Annotated in this window: 15 protein-coding genes and 1 tRNA gene; 5 read left to right on the forward strand and 11 right to left on the reverse strand. The window is 63.4% G+C overall.

The window, feature by feature from the left end:
- On the forward strand, positions 1–654 hold a 654-nt coding region (locus tag EG19_RS03335), incomplete at its 5' end, for an RHS repeat domain-containing protein (protein WP_456119744.1).
- Between the two features lie 421 nt (positions 655–1075).
- On the opposite strand, the gene EG19_RS03340 is transcribed toward EG19_RS03335, so the two are convergent.
- Positions 1076–3583, reverse strand: coding sequence for a hypothetical protein (locus EG19_RS03340; RefSeq protein ID WP_152543890.1), 2508 nt, complete (start codon positions 3581–3583; stop codon positions 1076–1078).
- Between the two features lie 681 nt (positions 3584–4264).
- Here EG19_RS03340 and EG19_RS03345 point away from each other — a divergent pair.
- Genes EG19_RS03345 through EG19_RS03360 form a run of 4 tightly spaced genes read left to right on the forward strand, consistent with a single transcriptional unit; the run spans position 4265 to position 7377 of the window.
- Positions 4265–4936 carry a MotA/TolQ/ExbB proton channel family protein gene (locus EG19_RS03345; RefSeq protein ID WP_038047517.1) on the forward strand — a complete coding sequence of 224 codons (672 nt, stop codon included), beginning with the start codon at positions 4265–4267 and terminating at the stop codon, positions 4934–4936.
- A gap of 10 nt (positions 4937–4946) precedes the next feature.
- On the forward strand, positions 4947–5360 hold the full coding sequence (locus EG19_RS03350; protein ID WP_038047519.1) for an ExbD/TolR family protein: 414 nt from the start codon (positions 4947–4949) through the stop codon (positions 5358–5360).
- Positions 5357–6085: a TonB family protein gene (locus tag EG19_RS03355; RefSeq protein ID WP_038047521.1), complete on the forward strand. Its 729-nt coding sequence runs from the start codon at positions 5357–5359 to the stop codon at positions 6083–6085. The genes EG19_RS03350 and EG19_RS03355 overlap by 4 nt, the downstream gene beginning before the upstream one ends.
- Positions 6082–7377: a PD40 domain-containing protein gene (locus tag EG19_RS03360; protein WP_038047522.1), complete on the forward strand. Its 1296-nt coding sequence runs from the start codon at positions 6082–6084 to the stop codon at positions 7375–7377. Before EG19_RS03355 ends, EG19_RS03360 begins: the two co-directional genes overlap by 4 nt.
- 16 nt (positions 7378–7393) lie before the next feature.
- On the opposite strand, the gene EG19_RS03365 is transcribed toward EG19_RS03360, so the two are convergent.
- The 10 genes from EG19_RS03365 to EG19_RS03410 form a co-directional block, all read right to left on the reverse strand.
- Positions 7394–8047 (reverse strand): potassium channel family protein, encoded by a 654-nt coding sequence (locus EG19_RS03365; protein ID WP_038047525.1) that lies wholly within the window; start codon positions 8045–8047, stop codon positions 7394–7396.
- A 2-nt stretch (positions 8048–8049) separates the two neighbouring features.
- Positions 8050–10761 carry a pyruvate, phosphate dikinase gene (gene ppdK / locus EG19_RS03370; protein WP_038047527.1) on the reverse strand — a complete coding sequence of 904 codons (2712 nt, stop codon included), beginning with the start codon at positions 10759–10761 and terminating at the stop codon, positions 8050–8052.
- A 13-nt stretch (positions 10762–10774) separates the two neighbouring features.
- A complete protein-coding gene (gene glyS / locus EG19_RS03375) occupies positions 10775–12847 on the reverse strand; it encodes a glycine--tRNA ligase subunit beta (RefSeq protein WP_038047530.1) in 2073 nt (690 codons plus the stop codon).
- Complete coding sequence (locus tag EG19_RS03380) at positions 12844–13728, reverse strand: glycine--tRNA ligase subunit alpha (RefSeq protein WP_038047813.1); 885 nt, start codon at positions 13726–13728, stop codon at positions 12844–12846. The genes glyS and EG19_RS03380 overlap by 4 nt, the downstream gene beginning before the upstream one ends.
- A gap of 183 nt (positions 13729–13911) precedes the next feature.
- A tRNA-Pro gene (locus tag EG19_RS03385) sits at positions 13912–13988 on the reverse strand.
- A 2-nt stretch (positions 13989–13990) separates the two neighbouring features.
- On the reverse strand, positions 13991–14371 hold the full coding sequence (locus tag EG19_RS03390; RefSeq protein WP_038047532.1) for a MerR family transcriptional regulator: 381 nt from the start codon (positions 14369–14371) through the stop codon (positions 13991–13993).
- Positions 14361–15962: a hypothetical protein gene (locus tag EG19_RS13885; RefSeq protein ID WP_200867108.1), complete on the reverse strand. Its 1602-nt coding sequence runs from the start codon at positions 15960–15962 to the stop codon at positions 14361–14363. Before EG19_RS13885 ends, EG19_RS03390 begins: the two co-directional genes overlap by 11 nt.
- 9 nt (positions 15963–15971) lie before the next feature.
- Positions 15972–17273, reverse strand: a complete 1302-nt coding sequence (der, locus tag EG19_RS03400; protein ID WP_038047534.1) for a ribosome biogenesis GTPase Der — start codon at positions 17271–17273, stop codon at positions 15972–15974.
- Positions 17270–17779 carry a hypothetical protein gene (locus EG19_RS03405; protein WP_038047535.1) on the reverse strand — a complete coding sequence of 170 codons (510 nt, stop codon included), beginning with the start codon at positions 17777–17779 and terminating at the stop codon, positions 17270–17272. Before EG19_RS03405 ends, der begins: the two co-directional genes overlap by 4 nt.
- Positions 17776–18462: a gamma-glutamyl-gamma-aminobutyrate hydrolase family protein gene (locus EG19_RS03410; protein ID WP_053334826.1), complete on the reverse strand. Its 687-nt coding sequence runs from the start codon at positions 18460–18462 to the stop codon at positions 17776–17778. Before EG19_RS03410 ends, EG19_RS03405 begins: the two co-directional genes overlap by 4 nt.
- Positions 18463–18523: the final 61 nt, after the last annotated feature.

Here is an 18523-nt window from a genome sequence, read left to right on the forward strand (position 1 = left end):
ACGCAGTGGAGTTATGATGGGAATGGGAACAGGGTGATGGAGGTGAGGCCGAACGGCACGGTGGTCACTGGGACGTACGATGATCAAGACCGGCTCTTGACCTACGGGGACTTGAGCTTCACCTACACGGCCAACGGGGAGCTGATCAGCAAGTGCCAGGGAAGCGTGTGTCAGTACTTCGATTACGATGTGTTTGGCAACCTAAGGTATGTCATTTTGGACAACGGCATGGAAATCGAGTACGTCATTGACGGGAGAAACCGCAGAATCGGCAAGAAGATCAACGGCACGTTGGTGCAGGGCTTCATTTACGACGATCAGCTGCGCATTGTGGCTGAACTCGATGGAAGCAATCAGGTGGTTTCCCGCTTCATTTACGCCGACCACATCAACGTGCCGGAGGTTTTGGAGAAAGGAGGGAGAACGTATCGGATTTTGCACGATCATTTAGGCTCACCGAGGTTTGTGGTTGACACGGCTTCCGGGGAAATCGCCCAAGAGCTCCACTACGACGCCTGGGGCAACGTGGTTTTTGATTCCAACCCCGGCTTCCAGCCCTTCGGCTTTGCCGGCGGAATTTTCGACGCCCACACCAAACTCCTCCGCTTCGGCGCCCGCGATTACGACCCACAGGTCGGGAGGCAAACGAGTTAGGAGCCGATTGGGTGTACGGGTGGAGTGTCCAATCTTTTTTACGCACTCGACAATCCTGAAACAGCCAAGATCTCTCGGGCCTGGATTTTCTTTTGCCGTTACCCCCACCTTATTTGAACTGTGAGAAGAAGGCCAAAGTCTGGCCAGGCACCGCAACAAAGACAGGTCAGGAGCAATACAAGGCATGGCTGCTGGCTTGAGGCTGTCTAAGGACGTTTCCGGGCCGAAAGGCATCGAATGCAGACTTTTATGTCGGCCTGGCTTACAAACGCGCTCAGCGGTAGCGCAGCCCCGCCATCAGATAAATACGTGTCCCTGTGCGGGCCTTGGCTTGCTCTTGCAGTTGTCCCGTTCGCATCGCCGTGCCCTCCACATTTCCTCACCCAGCCCAAGTAGTCCAAAAGCGCGTAGAAACCCGGCCCTAGTCCATCCGTAGGGTGATCCCAAGGACCCGAACTTTTGTCACCCAGAATGTGCCAGGTGACGTTTCGCGAACCACTGCTCCATAGACCGTTCCAAAGGTGTCCGTTTCGACGACAAGTTCAAAAGCTAGCTCCCGCGCACCTGCAACGAGATCTTCCGGCCAAGGGAAGGAGTTGTTTTCCATGCTGGAGGCCCCTGTTCCTCCAGTTTTTTGGCGCACAGTGATCCGCGGCATGCCCAACGGCCCTGCCCTGGTCCCAAACTCAAGAAGCTCCTTCTCGGTCAAAACGATTACGGCGCTTCCCGGAACCTCGAACTCAAGGTGGCGCGGCCAAACCACGATCGCCGGTACATTGAGCGGCAAGAAAACGAAGAACTCCTTGAGCAGAGCTTTGACAGCGACGTCCTCGACGGTAGCCGCCCGGGAATTGCAGTTGGCGCACCAATCGTCCCCGTCGTAAATCCCGTCGCCGTCCGAATCGCGGGCGTCAGGCTTCAGGCCAAGGCGGCGCTCGAGTAGGTCAGTCAGCCCATCACCGTCAGTATCTTTGCCCAGCTCGAGCCAGCTCACAGCCGTGCAAGGCGCACCGTTGGCCGCCTCCTGCCAGCTCTCCGAGTTCTCCGACGTGCGTTCGGTTTCGCCTCCAGAATTGTCAGCACCCTCGAGCGGGCAAATGGCTAGCGATTCCGAGGTAATTTCCACCCGAAAACGCGCTCGACCTTCGTGAGCGTCAAAAACTGGTACCGAAAGCCCTGTAAAGCGCGGAGCCTGAAGGGCTTCGCCTTGCAACCGCGTAAGCCAGAGATCATGCGCTCCCCCGGCAAAGCTGGAGAAAAAAAGGAGATATTCTTGCCCTTCGTGTGCAACGCGGCGAGCTCCTCGCTGATCAAGAATCTTCGAATCGAAACCCGGGGCCGGACATGTGCCCTCTCTGCACACCCGGAAAATTTCGTCCACCAAATGCGAATCCACCTCCCGATCCGGCGCCAGGAGTTGAGCCAGGACACGCGGCGGCTCTGGCCTGAAGCACTTTCCCCGGGGGAATTTCCGCAATCGCTTCGCCACCAAAGTTTCCAAATGTTCCAAAAGCTCCGAGTTACCTATTGACGCGACGCAACCGGAGGCGGTGAGCGCCACCCAGGGGTCGGCAGCTGGGTGCTCGGCCACCCTAAGGAGAACATCGCCCATGGAATCGGTAAGACCAAGCTGTTGCAAAGCAACCAACAGTTGGCTGAAAAACTCGCTGTCCCGGACTAGACTTTGCGGCCGTGCAACCTCCTTTTTGATCCATTCCAGGAGGTACGCTGTCGCTTTTTCCTTACGCCAGCTCGCCAGGACTTTTGCGGAAGCCAACAAGGCTACAGGGCCGAGTCCCGGCAGACGCTCGGCAAGGAGAGGACCGATGTCCGATCCAAGACGATACAAGGAGGCCTCTAGTTGGGCGGATCGTTGCTTGCTGACCTCATCGCAGCATGGCCAAGCGTTGGCTTCACGTAACAGCTCCAACGCCGTCCGCCAGCGCTCAGGCAACGCAGCTTGGGGGACCGGCTGCAAGCCCTTGAGCAAAACCCGCCTCGCCGTTTGGAAAAGCCAGCCCCCCGGGACCTGCCAAAACGCAGATGTCCCGAGGACTCCGTGAAACCCCTCCACCACGCGGCCCTCGCCGTCTAGTACCAAAAGGAAATCCGTTTGAGTTGTGGAAAACGCAACGGCAATACCCCTGTCATGGGGCGCCGCGATGGGAAACGAGTATTGGGGAAGCTCGTAGCACCAGGCATACTTTCCCTGCTCCCCCGACCGTTTGCAGAGCCTCTGCCTTGAATAGTAACCCTCCCAAAGCTCAAACCCCTTGCTCGCCCACTTCGGCAAAAATTCATCCCCGCCCAGCTCCACCTCGGGGCCCAGCGTCCCGTCAACATGGAGCGGAAACCAGTGGCCACAATCCGCAAGGCCGTTAAGACAGCGCTTTACCCATGCACCTGAAGGGAGCACCTCGAGACGCACCAGCCCCGGTACCCTGACCCGCCAGCGGGATCGCCAGTTGCCTCCGCCTATAAATCCAAGCTCAGCACCTTCCACCGTCCATGTATGCACAAGTATCCCGTCCAACCACGAAAAGCACAGATCGACCTCGCCAGGGACAAACACCTGGCCTCTAATCCCACCGGTGGAAGCTTCGAGGAAGCTGACGAGCTCTGGCCTTCCAGGGGCGGAGTCGTCAACAAGGCCGCTAACCAGCACAAGGGGATTCAACGAGGCCACCCGCTCCCCGTGGGAGAGAACCTTACTCCAGCGAATGCTCCCATTTCGGGGGTCGAAAGCCATGAGTAAAGCGTCGGTTTTCAGCAAGCCCACGTTGCCTACCATCTCGAGTTTCGAAATGGGAGGCCCCTCCCTTTCTGGAAGCGGGATTTCCCATACGGGCTCGCCGTCGGCGACCCTCAAGGCACGAAGAGAATGGGTAGCACCGAACAACTCGCAAATAACTACCTCTTCTTCCAGCATACACGTCGAAATCGTGCTGCCCTCGGGAGCCGCCCATTCCCACACCGTCGGGAGAAAAAGCAGCTTGCCGACCGGGGGGATCGGCAAGGGGGGAACAGATTGGGCGAGGGCGGGAAAACAGAAAGCGGCCAACGCAAAGGCTTTCGCAAACCAACGAGCCTCAATCCAGTGAGCGAATATCCTGAGAATCTTGCTCCCTCCAATCCGACCCCTGCGCTCCACGTAAGGGGAACTCGCTTCGAGAGAGTCTAGAGCGCCCGGAAGAGGTCCCCACACACGCCACCTCAGCCGCTTCACAGTTTAAACAATAACACACGCTTCCCCCAGGAAATAGCTCTGGTCAAAACGATGGTTTAGCCGGGAGCGCAGTTTCTTGGAAGATTTCCCAAGTGGTGTGCGGAACCGGTTTTTGGGAAGCAATCTTCGAGTTCCTCTCAAAAACGCAAAGAACTGCGCTCAGTTTTTCGAAAAGAAAAGCTCGTCCCAAGCTGACGTCCGAGCGGAACCGTGGAGCCGCACTGGTTTTAGCTGCGCGAGGGGGATACCCCTTGAGAAGCCGATGACACGCCGAAGGCAAGGCTGGAAAAACCCAGTTCTGGGTCCGCTTGCGATTCACCGCTTTCGTTACTGGGAAGGGGTAGGTGAGTGAGTCGAAGCTAGCAAATCCCGTACAATGCCCCCATGCAGGCGATTTGGGAGGCGTTCGCGCAAACGGGGCCGGTGGCCAAGCTGGTGCTGGCGATCCTTGCCGGCTTTTCCCTGGTTTCCTGGACGCTGATGCTCTTGAAGGTCCGCCAGCTCCGCCGTGCGGAAAGGCAAAACCAGGTTTTCCTTAGCGAGTTCCGCAAGGCCCAGAGGCTGGGGGAGGTGCAGCAAGCTGCTGCCAAAACCCCCCATGCGCCGCTGGCGGGGATGTTCCGGGCTGGCTACCTGGAGCTGGAGGCGCAGGTGCGGGTACTGCAGCGGGCCGGGGCTCCTCCAGGGCAAATCAAGAGTCTGGCCGCGGTGGAGCGGGCGTTGCAGCGGGCCATTGGCGTGGAGTCCGCCAAGCTGCACCGCTTTTTGCCGTTTTTAGCCACCACCGCTTCGGCCACGCCGTTCATCGGGCTTTTTGGTACCGTATGGGGGATCATGACCGCCTTCCGGGACATCGCCGCCAAGGGCTCCACCTCCATTGTGACGGTCGCCCCCGGCATTGCCGAAGCGCTGGTGAACACAGCGGCCGGCCTGGCCGCTGCCATCCCCGCGGTCATTGCTTATAACGCTTTTCTGGGAAGCCTCCGCCGCCACCGGGGGGTGATGGAGGACTTCCTTCTGGAGTTTCTAAACCTCACCGAACGAACGTTTACCTAGGGAAAAGACCATGGCCTTCCGAACCCACGCGGAGTTTGACAGCATCGCCGAAATCAACATCACGCCGCTGGTGGACGTGATGCTGGTGCTTTTGATCATCTTCATGGTCACCACCCCCATGCTCGTGCAGGGGCTTTCCGTGGAGCTGCCTAGGGAACAAGCGGCACCGCTCCCCCAAAAGGGTCCTGAGCCTCTGGTGCTGACGCTCACTAAAGATCGGCTGGTGATCGTGGACGATCGGCCGGTGCACCCGTCGCTTTTGCCGCAGACGCTGGCCCCGCTTATGAAAGGCCAGCCGCGGCCGGTGTACCTCAAGGCCGATCAAAACCTCCCCTACGGCTTTGTGGTGCAGGTGCTGGCTGCCTTAAACCGCATGGGCGTGGAGGAGGTGGGGATGGTGACCGTGCCGCCGGAGAAGCCATGACCGATCCCGTGAGCGAGGAGCTTGCCCGGCGGGCCGCGGAGCCGATCCCCTGGCGGGGGGCCCTTGTGGTGGCGGTGGGCCTGCATTTCTTGGCCTTTGCCGCGCTGCTGGTAGCTTCGCGGCCGTCCCGCAAGGCGCTGAGCCTGCCGGCGGTGAAGGTGCACTTGGCCCCCATGGTGAGCGTTCCCGGGCCTGCCGCCGCCCCCGCAGGTGGGGAACCAAAAGCCGAACCTCTGATGCCTGCGGCTAAAACGGCACCACCGGCCAAGCCAGCAAAAACCACGCCACCGGCCAAGGTCGCGGCGGCCACCAAGGCCACGGTTGGCAAAAAAGCTGACCAAAGGCCTGCGGCGGTGGAAAGCGCGGCCGGAGGCAGCGGAACTGCTGCCTCAGCGGCCACTGCGGGTGCTGCTTCCGGCCTGGGGCTTGCCGAAAGCGAAGGGGAGGGGCCTCCGTTCCCGTACCAGTACTACCTGGAGCGGGTTCTGGGGGCCATCGAGCAAAACTGGTTTAAGCCGCCGGCCCCACCCGGCACCCGCTGCCGGGTGCGCTGCCGCATTGGCCGATCGGGAGAGCTCAAGGAAGCCGGGCTGGAGGAGCCCTCCGGGGTAGGCGCCTTCGACCGCGCCGCCCTGCGGGCGGTATACGCCGCTGCCCCGTTCCCGCCGCTGCCGCAGGGGTTCGGTGGCAGCGAGCTCATCTTGCATTTGGAGTTTGTGGAATGACCCAAAAACCCGCAGTGATTGTTCTGGCGTTGGCGTTGGGGACGCTCCCCGTCATTGCCCTAGCCCAGGAAGAGGTGTACCTGCAGGTCACCCGTGCCGGCGTAAGCCAGGTGGTCATTGCTGCCACGCCTTTTGCTTTAAGTGGCGACGGCGCCGGCGAAGCCTACGCCTCCTTCTGGCAAACCCTCGCCAAGGACCTTTCCTCCACCCCGGTAATGACGCTCCTCCCCGAGGAACGGGCGGCGTTGGTGGAGGTGGACCCGGCTCGCCCGGAGGTCACCCGCCAGCGCTGGCGCTCGGTGGGGGCGCAGTTTTTGCTTTCCGGCAGCTTCGCCACCTCCGGCAGCCAGGTGGCATGCGACGTGCGGCTTACCGATTTGGCCTCGGGAGAGGTGGCGTTTTCCCGCCGCTTTGCGGCCACCCGCAAAGCCCTCCCCACCCTGGCCCACACGGTGGCCAACGAGCTCTTTCACCTCTTCACCGGCAAGAGTGGGCCGTTTTTGTCGCGCATTGCATTTGTTTCCGATCGCACCGGTGCCAAGGAGCTGTGGATCATGCGCTGGGACGGCAGCGAGCAGGAGCAGCTCACCCAGCACCGCTCCATTGCCTCCGCCCCGGCGTGGTCCCCCGACGGGCAGTGGCTGGTGTTTACCAGCTTCCTGCGCGGCCAGCCGCAGCTCTTCCTGCTGCGCCCCACCGAAGGCTACCTCAAGCCGCTGCCGGGCCTTCCCGGGGTGAACTCCTCCCCCAACTTTTCCCCGGACGGCAGCAAGGTGGTTTTTGCCGCCGGTGACGGCGGTTTCACCAACCTCTACGTTTTGGACCTGGCCAGCGGCGAAACCGTGCGTCTGACCACCACCCGCGCCATTGACACCCAGCCGGCGTTCTCCCCCAACGGCCGGCAAATCGTTTTTACCTCCACGCGGGCGGGAAGCCCCCAGCTTTACCTCATGGACGCCGAAGGCACCAACGTGCGGCGCCTCACCTTCGAGGACAGCTTTGCCGACGAGCCCAGCTGGGCGCCGGACGGGGTGCGCATTGCTTACACCACCAAGGTGGACAACCGCTTCCAAATTGCGGTGTTTGACCTGCGCACCGGCCAACGCACGGTGATTCCGGGGCCGGGGAACAACGAATCGCCCTGCTTTTCCCCCGATGGCACGCTTCTGGCGTTTACCTCCGACCGCAGCGGGCGCAAGCAGATTTACATCACCGATGCCCAGGGCCACGCCCAGCCGCTCACCCGGGACGGCAACAACCTGCAGCCCGCCTGGGTGGGCGAAATTCGCTGAGGTTTTTTCCCGGCGGCTACTTCACCCGCTGGAAGCGCTCCAGCTCCTCCCGCCCCCCCAGCACCACCAGCACGTCAGAGTCCCGGATTTTGGCGTCAGGAGGGGGGGCCGGCGTGACGTTTTCGGTGAGCACGTCGCGGACGGCAATGACGTGCACCCCGAACCTCCGGCGGATGTCCAGCTCGGCTAAAGACCTGCCGATGAAGCTGGCGGGCGCCGCCACCTCCACAATGGAAAACTCCGGGCCCAGGGAAACGAAGTCCAGAAGGTTCTTGGAGGATAGCCTTTCCGCCAAGCGCAGGGCCATGTCCCGTTCGGGGTAAATGACCTCGTCCACCCCCAGGGCCTCCAGGATCTTGCCGTGGTCCTCGTTCACCGCCCGGGCAATCACCCTCACCCCCAGCTCCTTGCAGTACAGCGCCGCCAGGGTGGAAGCCTCCAGGTGCTCACCCACGGAAATGATGACGGTGTCGAAGTCCTTGAGCCCCAGGGCGCGCAGTTGCGCCTTGTCCCGGGCGTCCACCACCGCCACCTCGCTCATGCGGTCCCGAAACGCCTGCACCAGCTCCTCGCTGGAGTCCACCCCCAGGACTTCGTGCCCGAGCTCGTAAAGACGGCTGGCCAGCGTGGCACCAAAACGGCCAAGGCCAATGACCGCAAAGCGAGACATGGCTAGCCTCGCTCAAGCCCCAGGGCCGCGCGGGCTGCCGCCAGGCGCGCCACCGGGATGCGGAACGGCGAGCAGGACACGTAATCCAGCCCCACCCGGTGGCAGAAGGCCACCGAGGCCGGGTCACCGCCGTGCTCACCGCAAATGCCCACCTTGAGGTTGGCGCGGGTGGCCCGCCCCCGTTGGGTCCCCATTTCCACCAGCCGCCCCACGCCCTCCACGTCCAGGGTGGCAAAGGGGTCGGCCGGCCAAATTTCCCGTTCCAGGTACACCGGCAGGAACTTGCCGGCGTCATCCCGGGAAACCCCCAGGGTGGTCTGGGTAAGGTCGTTGGTGCCAAACGAGAAGAACTCCGCCTCGCGGGCAATTTCCCCGGCGGTGAGGGCAGCCCGGGGCACCTCGATCATGGTGCCCACCAGATAGTCCACCCGCACACCTTGCTCGGCAAACACCTGCTCCGCCACCTCCCGCACGTGGCGGGCCTGGTCGGTGAGCTCACGGACGTTGCCCACCAGGGGGATCATGATTTCCGGGTGCACGTCAATCCCTTCCTTCTTCACCTGGCATGCCGCTTCCAGGATAGCGCGGGCCTGCATGCGGGTGATCTCGGGGTACACGATGCCCAACCGGCAGCCCCGGTGGCCCAGCATGGGGTTGGCCTCGTGCAGCTCCGCCACCTTGGCGCGGATGGCTTCCACCGGCACCCCCATGGCTTCCGCCACTTCTCTCTGTTCGGCTTCGGTGTGGGGTAAGAACTCGTGCAGCGGCGGATCCAGGGTGCGGATCGTCACCGGGCGCTCACCCATGACCCGGAAGATGCCCACAAAGTCCTCCCGCTGCATGGGCAGGAGCTTGTCCAAGGCCTTCTGCCGCTCCTCCGGGGTGGAAGCCAGGATCATTTCCCGCATGGCGGTGATGCGGTCGCCGCCAAAGAACATGTGCTCGGTGCGGCAAAGACCGATGCCCTCGGCACCAAAGGCCACGGCGTTGGCGGCTTGATCGGGCTGATCGGCGTTGGCCCTCACCCGCAGCCGGCGAACCTTGTCCGCCCACTCCATGAGCCGGGAGAAGTAGTGGTAGGAGCTGGATTTTTCCGGCGCCAGGCTCTTTTCGATGAGAACCTGCACCACTTCCGAGGGCCTGGTTTCCAGCTTGCCCAGGATCACTTCGCCGGTAAAGCCGTCAATGGAAACCCAATCGCCTTCGCGGATGACGGTGGAGTCCACGGTAACGGTGCGGGCCTTGTAGTCCACCTTCAGGGCTTCGCACCCCACCACGCAGGTTTTGCCCATCTGGCGGGCCACCAGGGCCGCATGGGAGGTCATGCCGCCCCGGGCCGTGAGGATGCCCACCGCGGCGTTCATGCCCTTGATGTCCTCGGGGCTGGTTTCAATGCGCACCAAAAGCACCTTCTCGCCGCGGGCAGCCCACTCCTCAGCGTCAGGAGCGTTAAACACCACCCGCCCGGAAGCCGCGCCGGGACCGGCGGGGAGGCCCTTGGCCACCACCCGCTTTTCCTCCCGGGCCTGGCGCAGGGCCTGGGGGTCAAAGATGGGCCGCAGGAGCTGGTTGAGCTGCTCCGGCTCCACGCGCTTTAAGGCCTCCTCCGGGGTAATGAGCCCTTCCTCCACCATGTCCACGGCAATGCGGATGGCAGCAAGCCCGGTGCGCTTGCCGTTGCGGGTTTGCAGCATGTAGAGCTTGCCGCGCTCCACGGTGAACTCGAAGTCCTGCATGTCCTTGAGGTGGGTTTCCAGGGTGCGCCGCACTTCCAGAAGCTGCTGGTACACCTCGGGGAACACCTGGGCCAGCTCCTTCACCGGCCGCGGCGTCCGCACCCCGGCCACCACGTCCTCCCCCTGGGCGTTCACCAAAAACTCGCCGTAAAAGACGTTTTCGCCGGTGGCCGGATCGCGGGTAAAGGCCACCCCCGTGCCGGAATCCTCCCCCATGTTGCCGTACACCATGGCCTGCACGTTCACCGCCGTGCCCCAGTCATCGGGGATGTTGTTGAGCTTGCGGTAGGCAATGGCCCGCTCGTTGTTCCAGGAGTTGAAAACCGCAGCAATGGCGCCCCAGAGCTGCTCTTCCGGCGACTCGGGGAAGGTCTTGCCGGTGCGCTTGAGCACCACCTCTTTGAAGCGCACCACCAGCTCCTTGAGGTCCTCGGCGGTGAGCTCGGTGTCGTAGCGCACGCCCTTTTTGTGCTTGACCTCCTCCAGGACAGCCTCAAAGGGGTCAATTTCGTCCTTGCCCTGGGGCTTGCACCCCAACACCACGTCCCCGTACATGGCCACAAACCGGCGGTAGCAGTCGTAGGCAAAACGGGGGTTGCCGGTTTGGGCAATGAGGCCCTGCACCGTTTGGTCGTTGAGCCCCAGGTTGAGGATGGTGTCCATCATGCCGGGCATGGACGCCCGGGCCCCCGAGCGCACCGAAACCAAAAGCGGGTTTTGCGCATCGCCGAACTTTTTGCCGGTCAAGCGCTCAATGTGGGCCAGCCCCTGGGCCACCTGCTCCTTGAGGCCTTCGGGGTAGGAGCCAAACTTCATCACGTGGGTGCAAACCTCGGTGGTAATGGTGAAGCCCGGCGGCACCGGCAAACCAATGCCGGCCATTTCCGCCAGGTTGGCACCCTTGCCGCCCAAAAGCTCCTTCATCTTGGCGTTGCCTTCGGCGCTGCCACCCCCAAACAGGTACACCATCTTTTGCATGGCCAAACCCTCCTTAGCTTGCTACCTGCAGTTTGGAAACATCGGCAAGCTGCAGGAACAGCCGTTGTATCTTTGCCAAAAGCCCCAACCTCGCTTGCCGCAGCTCCACATCCGGGCACATCACCAAAACGTCGGTGAAAAACCGATCCAGCGGCTCTGCCAGGCCCGCCAAAAGGGCCAGCGCCTGGCCCCACGCCTTGGCAGTGGCAAGCCGGCCCAGCTCCTCCTCCATACCGGCCACCTGGTTGGCTAAAGCCTTTTCCGCGTCTTCTAATAGCCTTTCCGGCGCCCAGGTGCCTTCCCCTTCCTTGCCCACCATGTTGCGCACCCGCTTAAACGCCGTGGCCAGCTGCACAAACTGCGGGGTTTGCCAGAGGGAAGCCAAAGCCTGGCCCAAGGCCAGCTCGTCCGCCGGCATCCCCCAGCGGGCGGAAAGCACGGCATCTGCCACCGGGCCGGGGAGCCCTTTTGATTCCAGGAAAAACCGCTCCCTTTCCCGCAAAAAGCCCGCAAGCTCCGTAACACCGGCCCCGCCGAAGGGTGCCGCCGCCCAGGAAGCTGCCTCGGGCAGCGAAAGGCTTAAAGGAAACTCCCCGCAAATCCGCACCACGCTCAGGGCGTGCCGGCGTAAGGCAAAGGGGTCCTTGCTGCCGGTGGGGATCTCCCCTACGGAAAAAAGCGCCGCCAAGGTGTCCAGGCGGTCCGCCACGCCCAAAAGAGCGCCGGTGAGGCTTTTGGGGATGGCCCCCTCTTGCCCTGCCGGCAGGTACTGCTCGGCAATGGCCTGCCAAACTTCCGGAGCGTGACCCTGCTTTTGGGCGTAAATGCCGCCCATGACTCCCTGCAGCTCGGGGAATTCCCCCACCATGTGGCTTGCCAGGTCGGCCTTGGCCAGGCGGGCCGCGGTTTGCAGGGGGCCACGCAGCTCGGCAAAGCCCAAAGCTTCGGCCAGCTGCACCACCAGCGCTTCCACCCGTTTGGCTTTGTCGGCGTAGCTTCCCAACTTGGCGTGGAAAGCCACACGGGTGAGCTTTTCCGCCATGGCCTCCAAAGGGTTTTGCAAATCCTGGTGGAAGAAGAAGTGGGCATCGGAAAGCCGTGCCCCCGCCACCCACTCGTTGCCCTGCCGCACGTGCCCCTGGGGATCATCGGGGCGATCGCACACCGCCAAAAAGTACGGCGCCACCCTGCCGTCCTTCTCCAGCACCAAGCACTTCTGGTGATGGCGCAGGGTAGTGACGATCACCTCTTCCGGCAGGGAAAGCCAAGCGGAATCCAGCTCCCCGCGCACCAGACCCGGGAACTCCACCAGCTCCACGTGCTCCTCTTCCAGAGCCGGGTCCGGCCGCACCTGGCAACCCACTTCCGAAGCCAGCTCCCCCGCCTTTTGCCGGAAAAGCGCCCGCCGCCGGGAGGGGTCCAGCTCCACACCGGCCTGGCGCAAGCGCTGGAGGTAGCCCTCCAGGTCTCGCACCCCGGAAAGCAGCACCTCCCCCGGGTGCGTGACCCTGTGCCCCAGGGTGGCCGCGCCGCTGGGCACACCAAAGATGGAAAAGCCCACCACCTGGTCCAAGGAATCAAGGCCCCAAAGCGCCACCACGCGGTGCACCGGCCGCACAAAGACGTACTGCCCTTCCCCCCAGCGCATGGTCTTGGGGAAGTGCAGGCTGGAAACCACCGCCGGCACGATCTCGGCGAGAAGCTCGGGAAGGGCCCGCCCCGGAACGTGTTTTTTGGCAGCCACCACCTTGCCCTTGGGCCCCTCCACCACCTGCAGCTCGGAAGGAGCAACGCCCTGGGCCCGGGCAAAACCCTCCCCCGCCCGGGTGAGCGATCCATCGGGGGCAAAGGCCACGGAGGCCGGCGGCCCGAAAACCTCCTCCACCCGCGCCGGTGTTTCCGCGGGCAACCCCTCCACCCAGAGGGCCAGCCGCCGGGAGGTGGAAAAGCCCAAAGGCCGGGACGCAGTAACGCCGGCTTCATCGAGCTTGGCGGCCAACCCGGCAACCAGCTGCTCCCGCGCTTCCGGCAAGGCGTTGGCGGGGATTTCCTCGCACAAAAGCTCAAACAGGAACTTCCCGCTCACGCTGCACCCCCGGAAAGCAAGGGAAAGCCTGCCCTTTTTCGCTGCTCTACGTACGCTTTTGCGGTGGCTACCGCCAGCTTGCGCACCCGGGCAATCATCGCCACGCGCTCGGTGGTGGAAACCGCACCCCGGGCGTCCAGGAGGTTGAAGAGGTGCGACATCTTGAGGGCTGCTTCCAAAGCCGGGATAACCAAGGGGTCGTCGCCCTCCAGGCAGCGAAAGCCCTCCCGCTCCCAGTCCTCGAAGTGGCGCCGGAGCATGCTCACGTCCGCCTGCTGGAAGGCGTAGCGGGAAAGCTCCACCTCGTCCCGGTGGCGAACCGCGCCGTAAGGCACCCCGGAAACCCACTCCACCTCGTAAATGGAGGTTTTCCGCTGCAAGAACATGGCAATGCGTTCCAAACCGTAGGTGATTTCCGCAGAAATGGGCTTGAGGTCCAAACCTCCGGCCTGCTGGAAATAGGTGAACTGCGTTATTTCCATGCCGTCCAGAAGCACCTGCCAGCCCACGCCCCAGGCCCCCAGGGTGGGAGACTCCCAGTTGTCCTCTTCAAACCGCACGTCGTGCACCGCCGGGTCAATCCCCAGCACCTGGAGGGAGCGCAGGTAAAGCTCCTGAACGTCGGCGGGGGAAGGCTTCAGGATCACCTGCAGCTGCAGGTGCTTGCCCAAGCGGAAGGGGTTTTCGCCAAAGCGCGCGTCGGCCGGCCGCCGTGAGGGCTGCACGTAGGCCACCCGGTAGGGCTCAGGACCCAAAACCCGCAGGAAGGTTTCCGGATGCATGGTGCCGGCACCCACCTCCATGTCGTAGGGCTGCTGCACCAGGCACCCCTGCTCCCCCCAAAAGCGCAGCAGGTTCAAAATGACCGCTTGCAGTTCCAAAGCCACCTCGCCCGTCCCGCGTGCGCGGGCACCGAAGGCGGAGTTTAGCACGCTGGACTCGTCATTGGCTCGCTACTGGCGGGGCGCCTTCAGCCTCAAGGTGGGACCCTTCACCGGCAGAAAAAAAAGCCGAGTGGTTAGCAGCCCATCACGAGAGGAAAAGCCCAAGACCTGCGGGAAAGATGGTCGGGACGCCGGGATTTGAACCCGGGACCCCTTGAACCCCATTCAAGTGCGCTACCAGGCTGCGCCACGTCCCGACCTACGATGACAGCTCCTCGACGATTTCCGCCAGCTCTCGCTTTACGTTCGCAAGCGCCTGGCGGAGCTTTTGTACTTGGTCGGAGGTGGTTTTGTCAAGTTTCGCCGGGGGTGCCGTCGCCGCCTGTCGTTCCTCAGCCAGCCTCTTTTTTGCGCCCGCAACGGTAAATTGCTCCTCGTAGAGGAGTTGCTTGATCCGCAGCACGAGCTCCACGTCTTCCCGGCGGTAAACCCTCTGCCCGCCCGGCTGCTTGGCCGGCGCCAGCTCCGGAAACTCCTGCTCCCAGTAGCGCAGCACGAACGGCTTCACCCCCGTGATCTCGCACACCTCGTTGATCTTGAACTCCTCCTTGTCGGGGATGGTGACCGGATCAGGGCTCATGGTTTTCCTCCTCCGGCACTAACGTGAGGCGGAGCTGCAGCGTCACCCGCCGGCCCCCCACCCAGGTGGCCGGCACCGGCACCTCCACCTCCAGCTCCCGCAGCTCGCCGTGCCTGGCCACCGCCCGGGGGATCACCCGCTCGATGGCGGCGGTTTCCGGCATGACCTCCACCGGTGGCCGCGGGACAAGGGCAAACACGTCGTCGCTGGCGCTGGCCGCCGGAAGCTCCTCCACCACGAACGGGTCGCCGGCAAGATCGGCAATGGGAGCAAGCGGTTCCTGCGGTTCGGCTGCAAAAACGCTGCTTTCTGGCGCAAAACCCGCTTCGCCCCTTTCCGCTGCCTCCAGCACCGGCGCTTCCTCGAAAGCCGGCGGTGCTAGCGGCTCGCTCTCTGGCAACTCCGGGGCAAAAGGCTCTTCGTTCGGGCTTGTGGAAGCCTCCGCACTGGGGAGCTGGACTGCGGGCTCACCCGGAAGGGCCACCTCTTCCTGGGGCTCCGCCCCAAAGGGCGGTGCATCCAGCGCCAGACCGGCCTCCGCGGGGGGCAGCTCTGCGGGCTCTTCCCAGGGTGCTGCTGGAGGGGATTCAGCCAGGGGAGGAAGCTCGATTTCCATTGGCGGTTCTTCCCCCACGCCCGGCAGCGGGCCCAGCGACAGCGGTTCGCCGGCTTCCGGAAGAACAAACTCCGGTTCCGGTGGCAAGGTTTTCGGGGTTGGAGGTTCGGCGGCAAACACCTCGACAGCGGAATCGGGGTTGGCCACCGTGGGCCCTTGGGCAGCCACAGGGGAGGGTGGCGGCATTTCCAGCACCACCGCTTCCGGTTCGGCGGTGGGCACGAAGGGCAAAGTGGGAGGGGTGATTTCCGGTGGCGGCAAGGGCTCCGGTAGTACGGGCTCCTGGCGCGGCAGGGGCTGGGGGGCCACGGCCACCGGCCGGGTCACCAGCTCTTCGGTCTTCGGAGGCGGCACCGCCTGCAGACCCGGCTGACCCTCCACCCCCAGGTTGAAGCGATCCCGCAGCGACCGCACCACCAGCTTGACAATGGCCTGGAGGGTTTCCTCCACCCCGATGCCCTGGATGGCAATGGCTTCAAAAAAAGGAGCGTTGAACTCGTTAAGGGCCTGGTCAAGCTCTTCCACAGAAACGATGTCTTCCAGGTCCCGCTTGTTGTACTGCAAAACGTGCGGCAGGCGATCCAGGAAGAGCCCCTGCAGCGCCAGGTTTTTCTTCAAGTTGGCCCAGGAATCGCGGTTGGCCTGCATGGCTTCCCGCTGGGAGTCAGCCACGAACACCACGCCGTCCACGCCTCTCAGCACCTGCTGGCGGGTGTAGTCAAACCGCACCTGGCCGGGCACGGTGTAAAGCTGGATGCGGAGGTCCATGCCGCGCAGCTTGCGAAAGGTCAGCGGCAGGTAATCGAAGAAAATCGTGCGGTCGTTCCCCGCCGGCAACTCGATGAGGTTGCCCCGCACCTCTTCGGGATACCCCGAATGGAGCATCCTGAGGTTGGTGGTTTTTCCGCCCAGGGGGGGGCCGTAGTACACGATCTTGGCCACGATTTCCCGGGCGGTGGGTCGAAATTGCACCATGGGCCGCTCCTACGGCTTCCCCACAATCATAAACCGAACCGGCACCCCGGCCAAGGGGAACGCCTGGCGCAGGGCGTTTTCCAAAAAACGCAGGTAGGAAAAGTGCAGCTCCCCTTTGAGGTTGGTAAAAAGCTTAAAGCGCGGTGGGGCGGTTCCCACCTGGGTGGCGTAGTACAGCTTGGCCGGGCCCTTTCCCCCCGGGGGCGGGTGGCTTTCCCAGGCGGCCCGTAGCACCCGGTTGAGCTCACCGGTGCCGATGCGGCGCTGGAAGTTTTCCCCCACCTTTAAAGCTTGCGGCAGGAGCTTGCCCACACCCGCACCGGTGAGGGCGGAGACAAAGAGGCAAGGGGTGTCCTTGAGGAACTTGAGCTTGAACTCCACGTCCTCCAAAAGGTGCTTTTTGCCTTCTCGGGTGAGGGTGTCGGCTTTGTTCACCACCACCACCACGCCCTTGCCCGCCTCCTGGATCAAGCCCGCCACGTGCGCGTCCTGGGCGGTGACCCCTTCGCTGCCGTCCACCACCAAGAGGCAAACCTGCGCCCGCTCGATGGCCTTGCGGGCCATCACCACCGAAAGCACCTCCACCCCTCGCTCGGTGCGCCCTTTGCGGCGAATGCCGGCGGTATCCACCAGCAACAAACGCTTGCCCTGAAAGGTCACGGGGGTATCCACCGCATCGCGGGTGGTGCCGGGGATTTCCGAAACCAACACCCGCTCTTCGCCCAAAATTCGGTTTAAGAGCGAGGACTTGCCCACGTTGGGGCGCCCCACGATGGCCACCGCCAATTCAGGCGGTGACACCTCCACCGGCTCCGGAGGGGGGAGCAGGGCTTCCAGTTGCTCCCAAAGCTCTTCCACGCCGCTTCCATGCTCCGCGGAAACGGCCACCGCAGGAAAACCCAGCGAGAGAAAGTCGCTCACCGCAAAGCGGGCGTCGCGGCGATCCGCCTTGTTCACCACCACCAGCGTGGGTTTTCCCGAGCGCCGCAGCACCTCGGCCAGCTCCTGGTCGGCAGGCACCAGCCCCTCCACCCCATCCACCACCAGCAGGATCACCTGGGCTTGCTCCACCGCCAAAAGGGCTTGCTCCCGCACCATGGCGGGAATGGTGGCTTGCGATTCCGGATCGAACCCGCCGGTATCCACCAGCCACAGCCAGCCCCCGCTGGGCCGCCGGGCCTCGGCCACCACCCGATCCCTGGTCACCCCGGGCAAATCGTGGGTTAGCGCCTTACGCCGTCCCGTGAGGCGGTTGAACAGCGTGGACTTGCCCACGTTGGGCCGGCCCACCAGTGCCACCGTGGGGATCATGGCTTCTGCGCTTTCGGCGTGCGCACCAAAAAGCGCGGGCCGGTGGCGGTTTCCTCCACCTCCCGGTAGAGCACCACCCAGCGTTTTTCCACGAGCTTCATTTGGATGACGCTGTGCAACACCGAGTGGGGGTCGTGCCCTTTCAGTTGGCCGGAGGCCACATCCAGCCGCCGCGTGTCCCAGGTCTCGGTGCAAAAGACGTAAGCGTTGGCGTGGCGAAGCACCTTGAGGTCGGTGATCTCGAGGTTGACAAGCACCGGCTCCAGGCGATCGCCGTTGGCCCGCAGGGTCATGATGGCATCGTAGGTTTCGTTCACATAGCGAGGCGCTGCCAGCGGCTCAAGGTACTTGACGTCCATCTCGCTGTAGGACCTGGCCAACGACAGGAGAAACGCGCGGGTCAGCGAGGTGATGGCCTCCCGCTCCTCCGGCGTGGGCTTATCGGTCTCGCAGGCGGCCAGAGTCAAGCTCAAAGCCAGCGGCAAAAGCCAGGCTCTCCCCCTCATGAGCCCTCCCGCTCCCGGCACGCGTTGCGAAAGCGGCGGAAAAGCTCCAGGTGCGGTTCAAAGAGCAGGTTTTCCGGGTGCCACTGCACCCCGAGAACGAAGCTGCCATCTGCGGCCTCCACCGCCTCGATGACCCCATCGGGAGCGTAGGCCGCCACCGTCAAGCCCTCGCCCACCGAGTCCAAAGCCTGGTGATGCCGGGAGTTCACCCCAAACTCCTGGGGGAACCCCGCCAAAAGCCGTGAACGTGGAGAAACCCGCACCACGTGGGCAATGAAGTCCTTGGGATTGGAAACCCGATGCCCCTCCTTGCCCACCTCGGGCAGGTGCTGGATGAGGGTGCCGCCGTAAAACACGTTGAGCGCCTGGCAGCCGAAACAGACCGCCAAAACCGGCAGGTTTTCCGCCCGCGCCCGGGAAAGCAGGAAAAAATCCAGCTCCTCCCGCTCCGGCTGGGGTTCGGTGGTGGGGTGAGGGGCTTGTCCGTAGCGAGCTGGGCTTACATCCGGGCCGCCGGTGGTGAGCACCCCGTGAAACTCCGGGGTGGCACGCAAAACCGCCCGGTAGTTGGCCGGCGTCACCGGCACCAGCTCTTCCTTAAGGCCCCCCGCGGCCTGCCACGCCGAGCCAAAGCGCTCCACCTCGAAGGGGCGATCGGTACTGTGAACCAAAAGCACACGCATGCCGTCATTCTACGCCACCCCGAAGCTTTTCCCGGCAAAAAACGCCCGTAAGCTACAATCC

This window comes from Thermoanaerobaculum aquaticum, from assembly GCF_000687145.1.
Classification (GTDB): Bacteria; Acidobacteriota; Thermoanaerobaculia; order Thermoanaerobaculales; family Thermoanaerobaculaceae; genus Thermoanaerobaculum; species Thermoanaerobaculum aquaticum.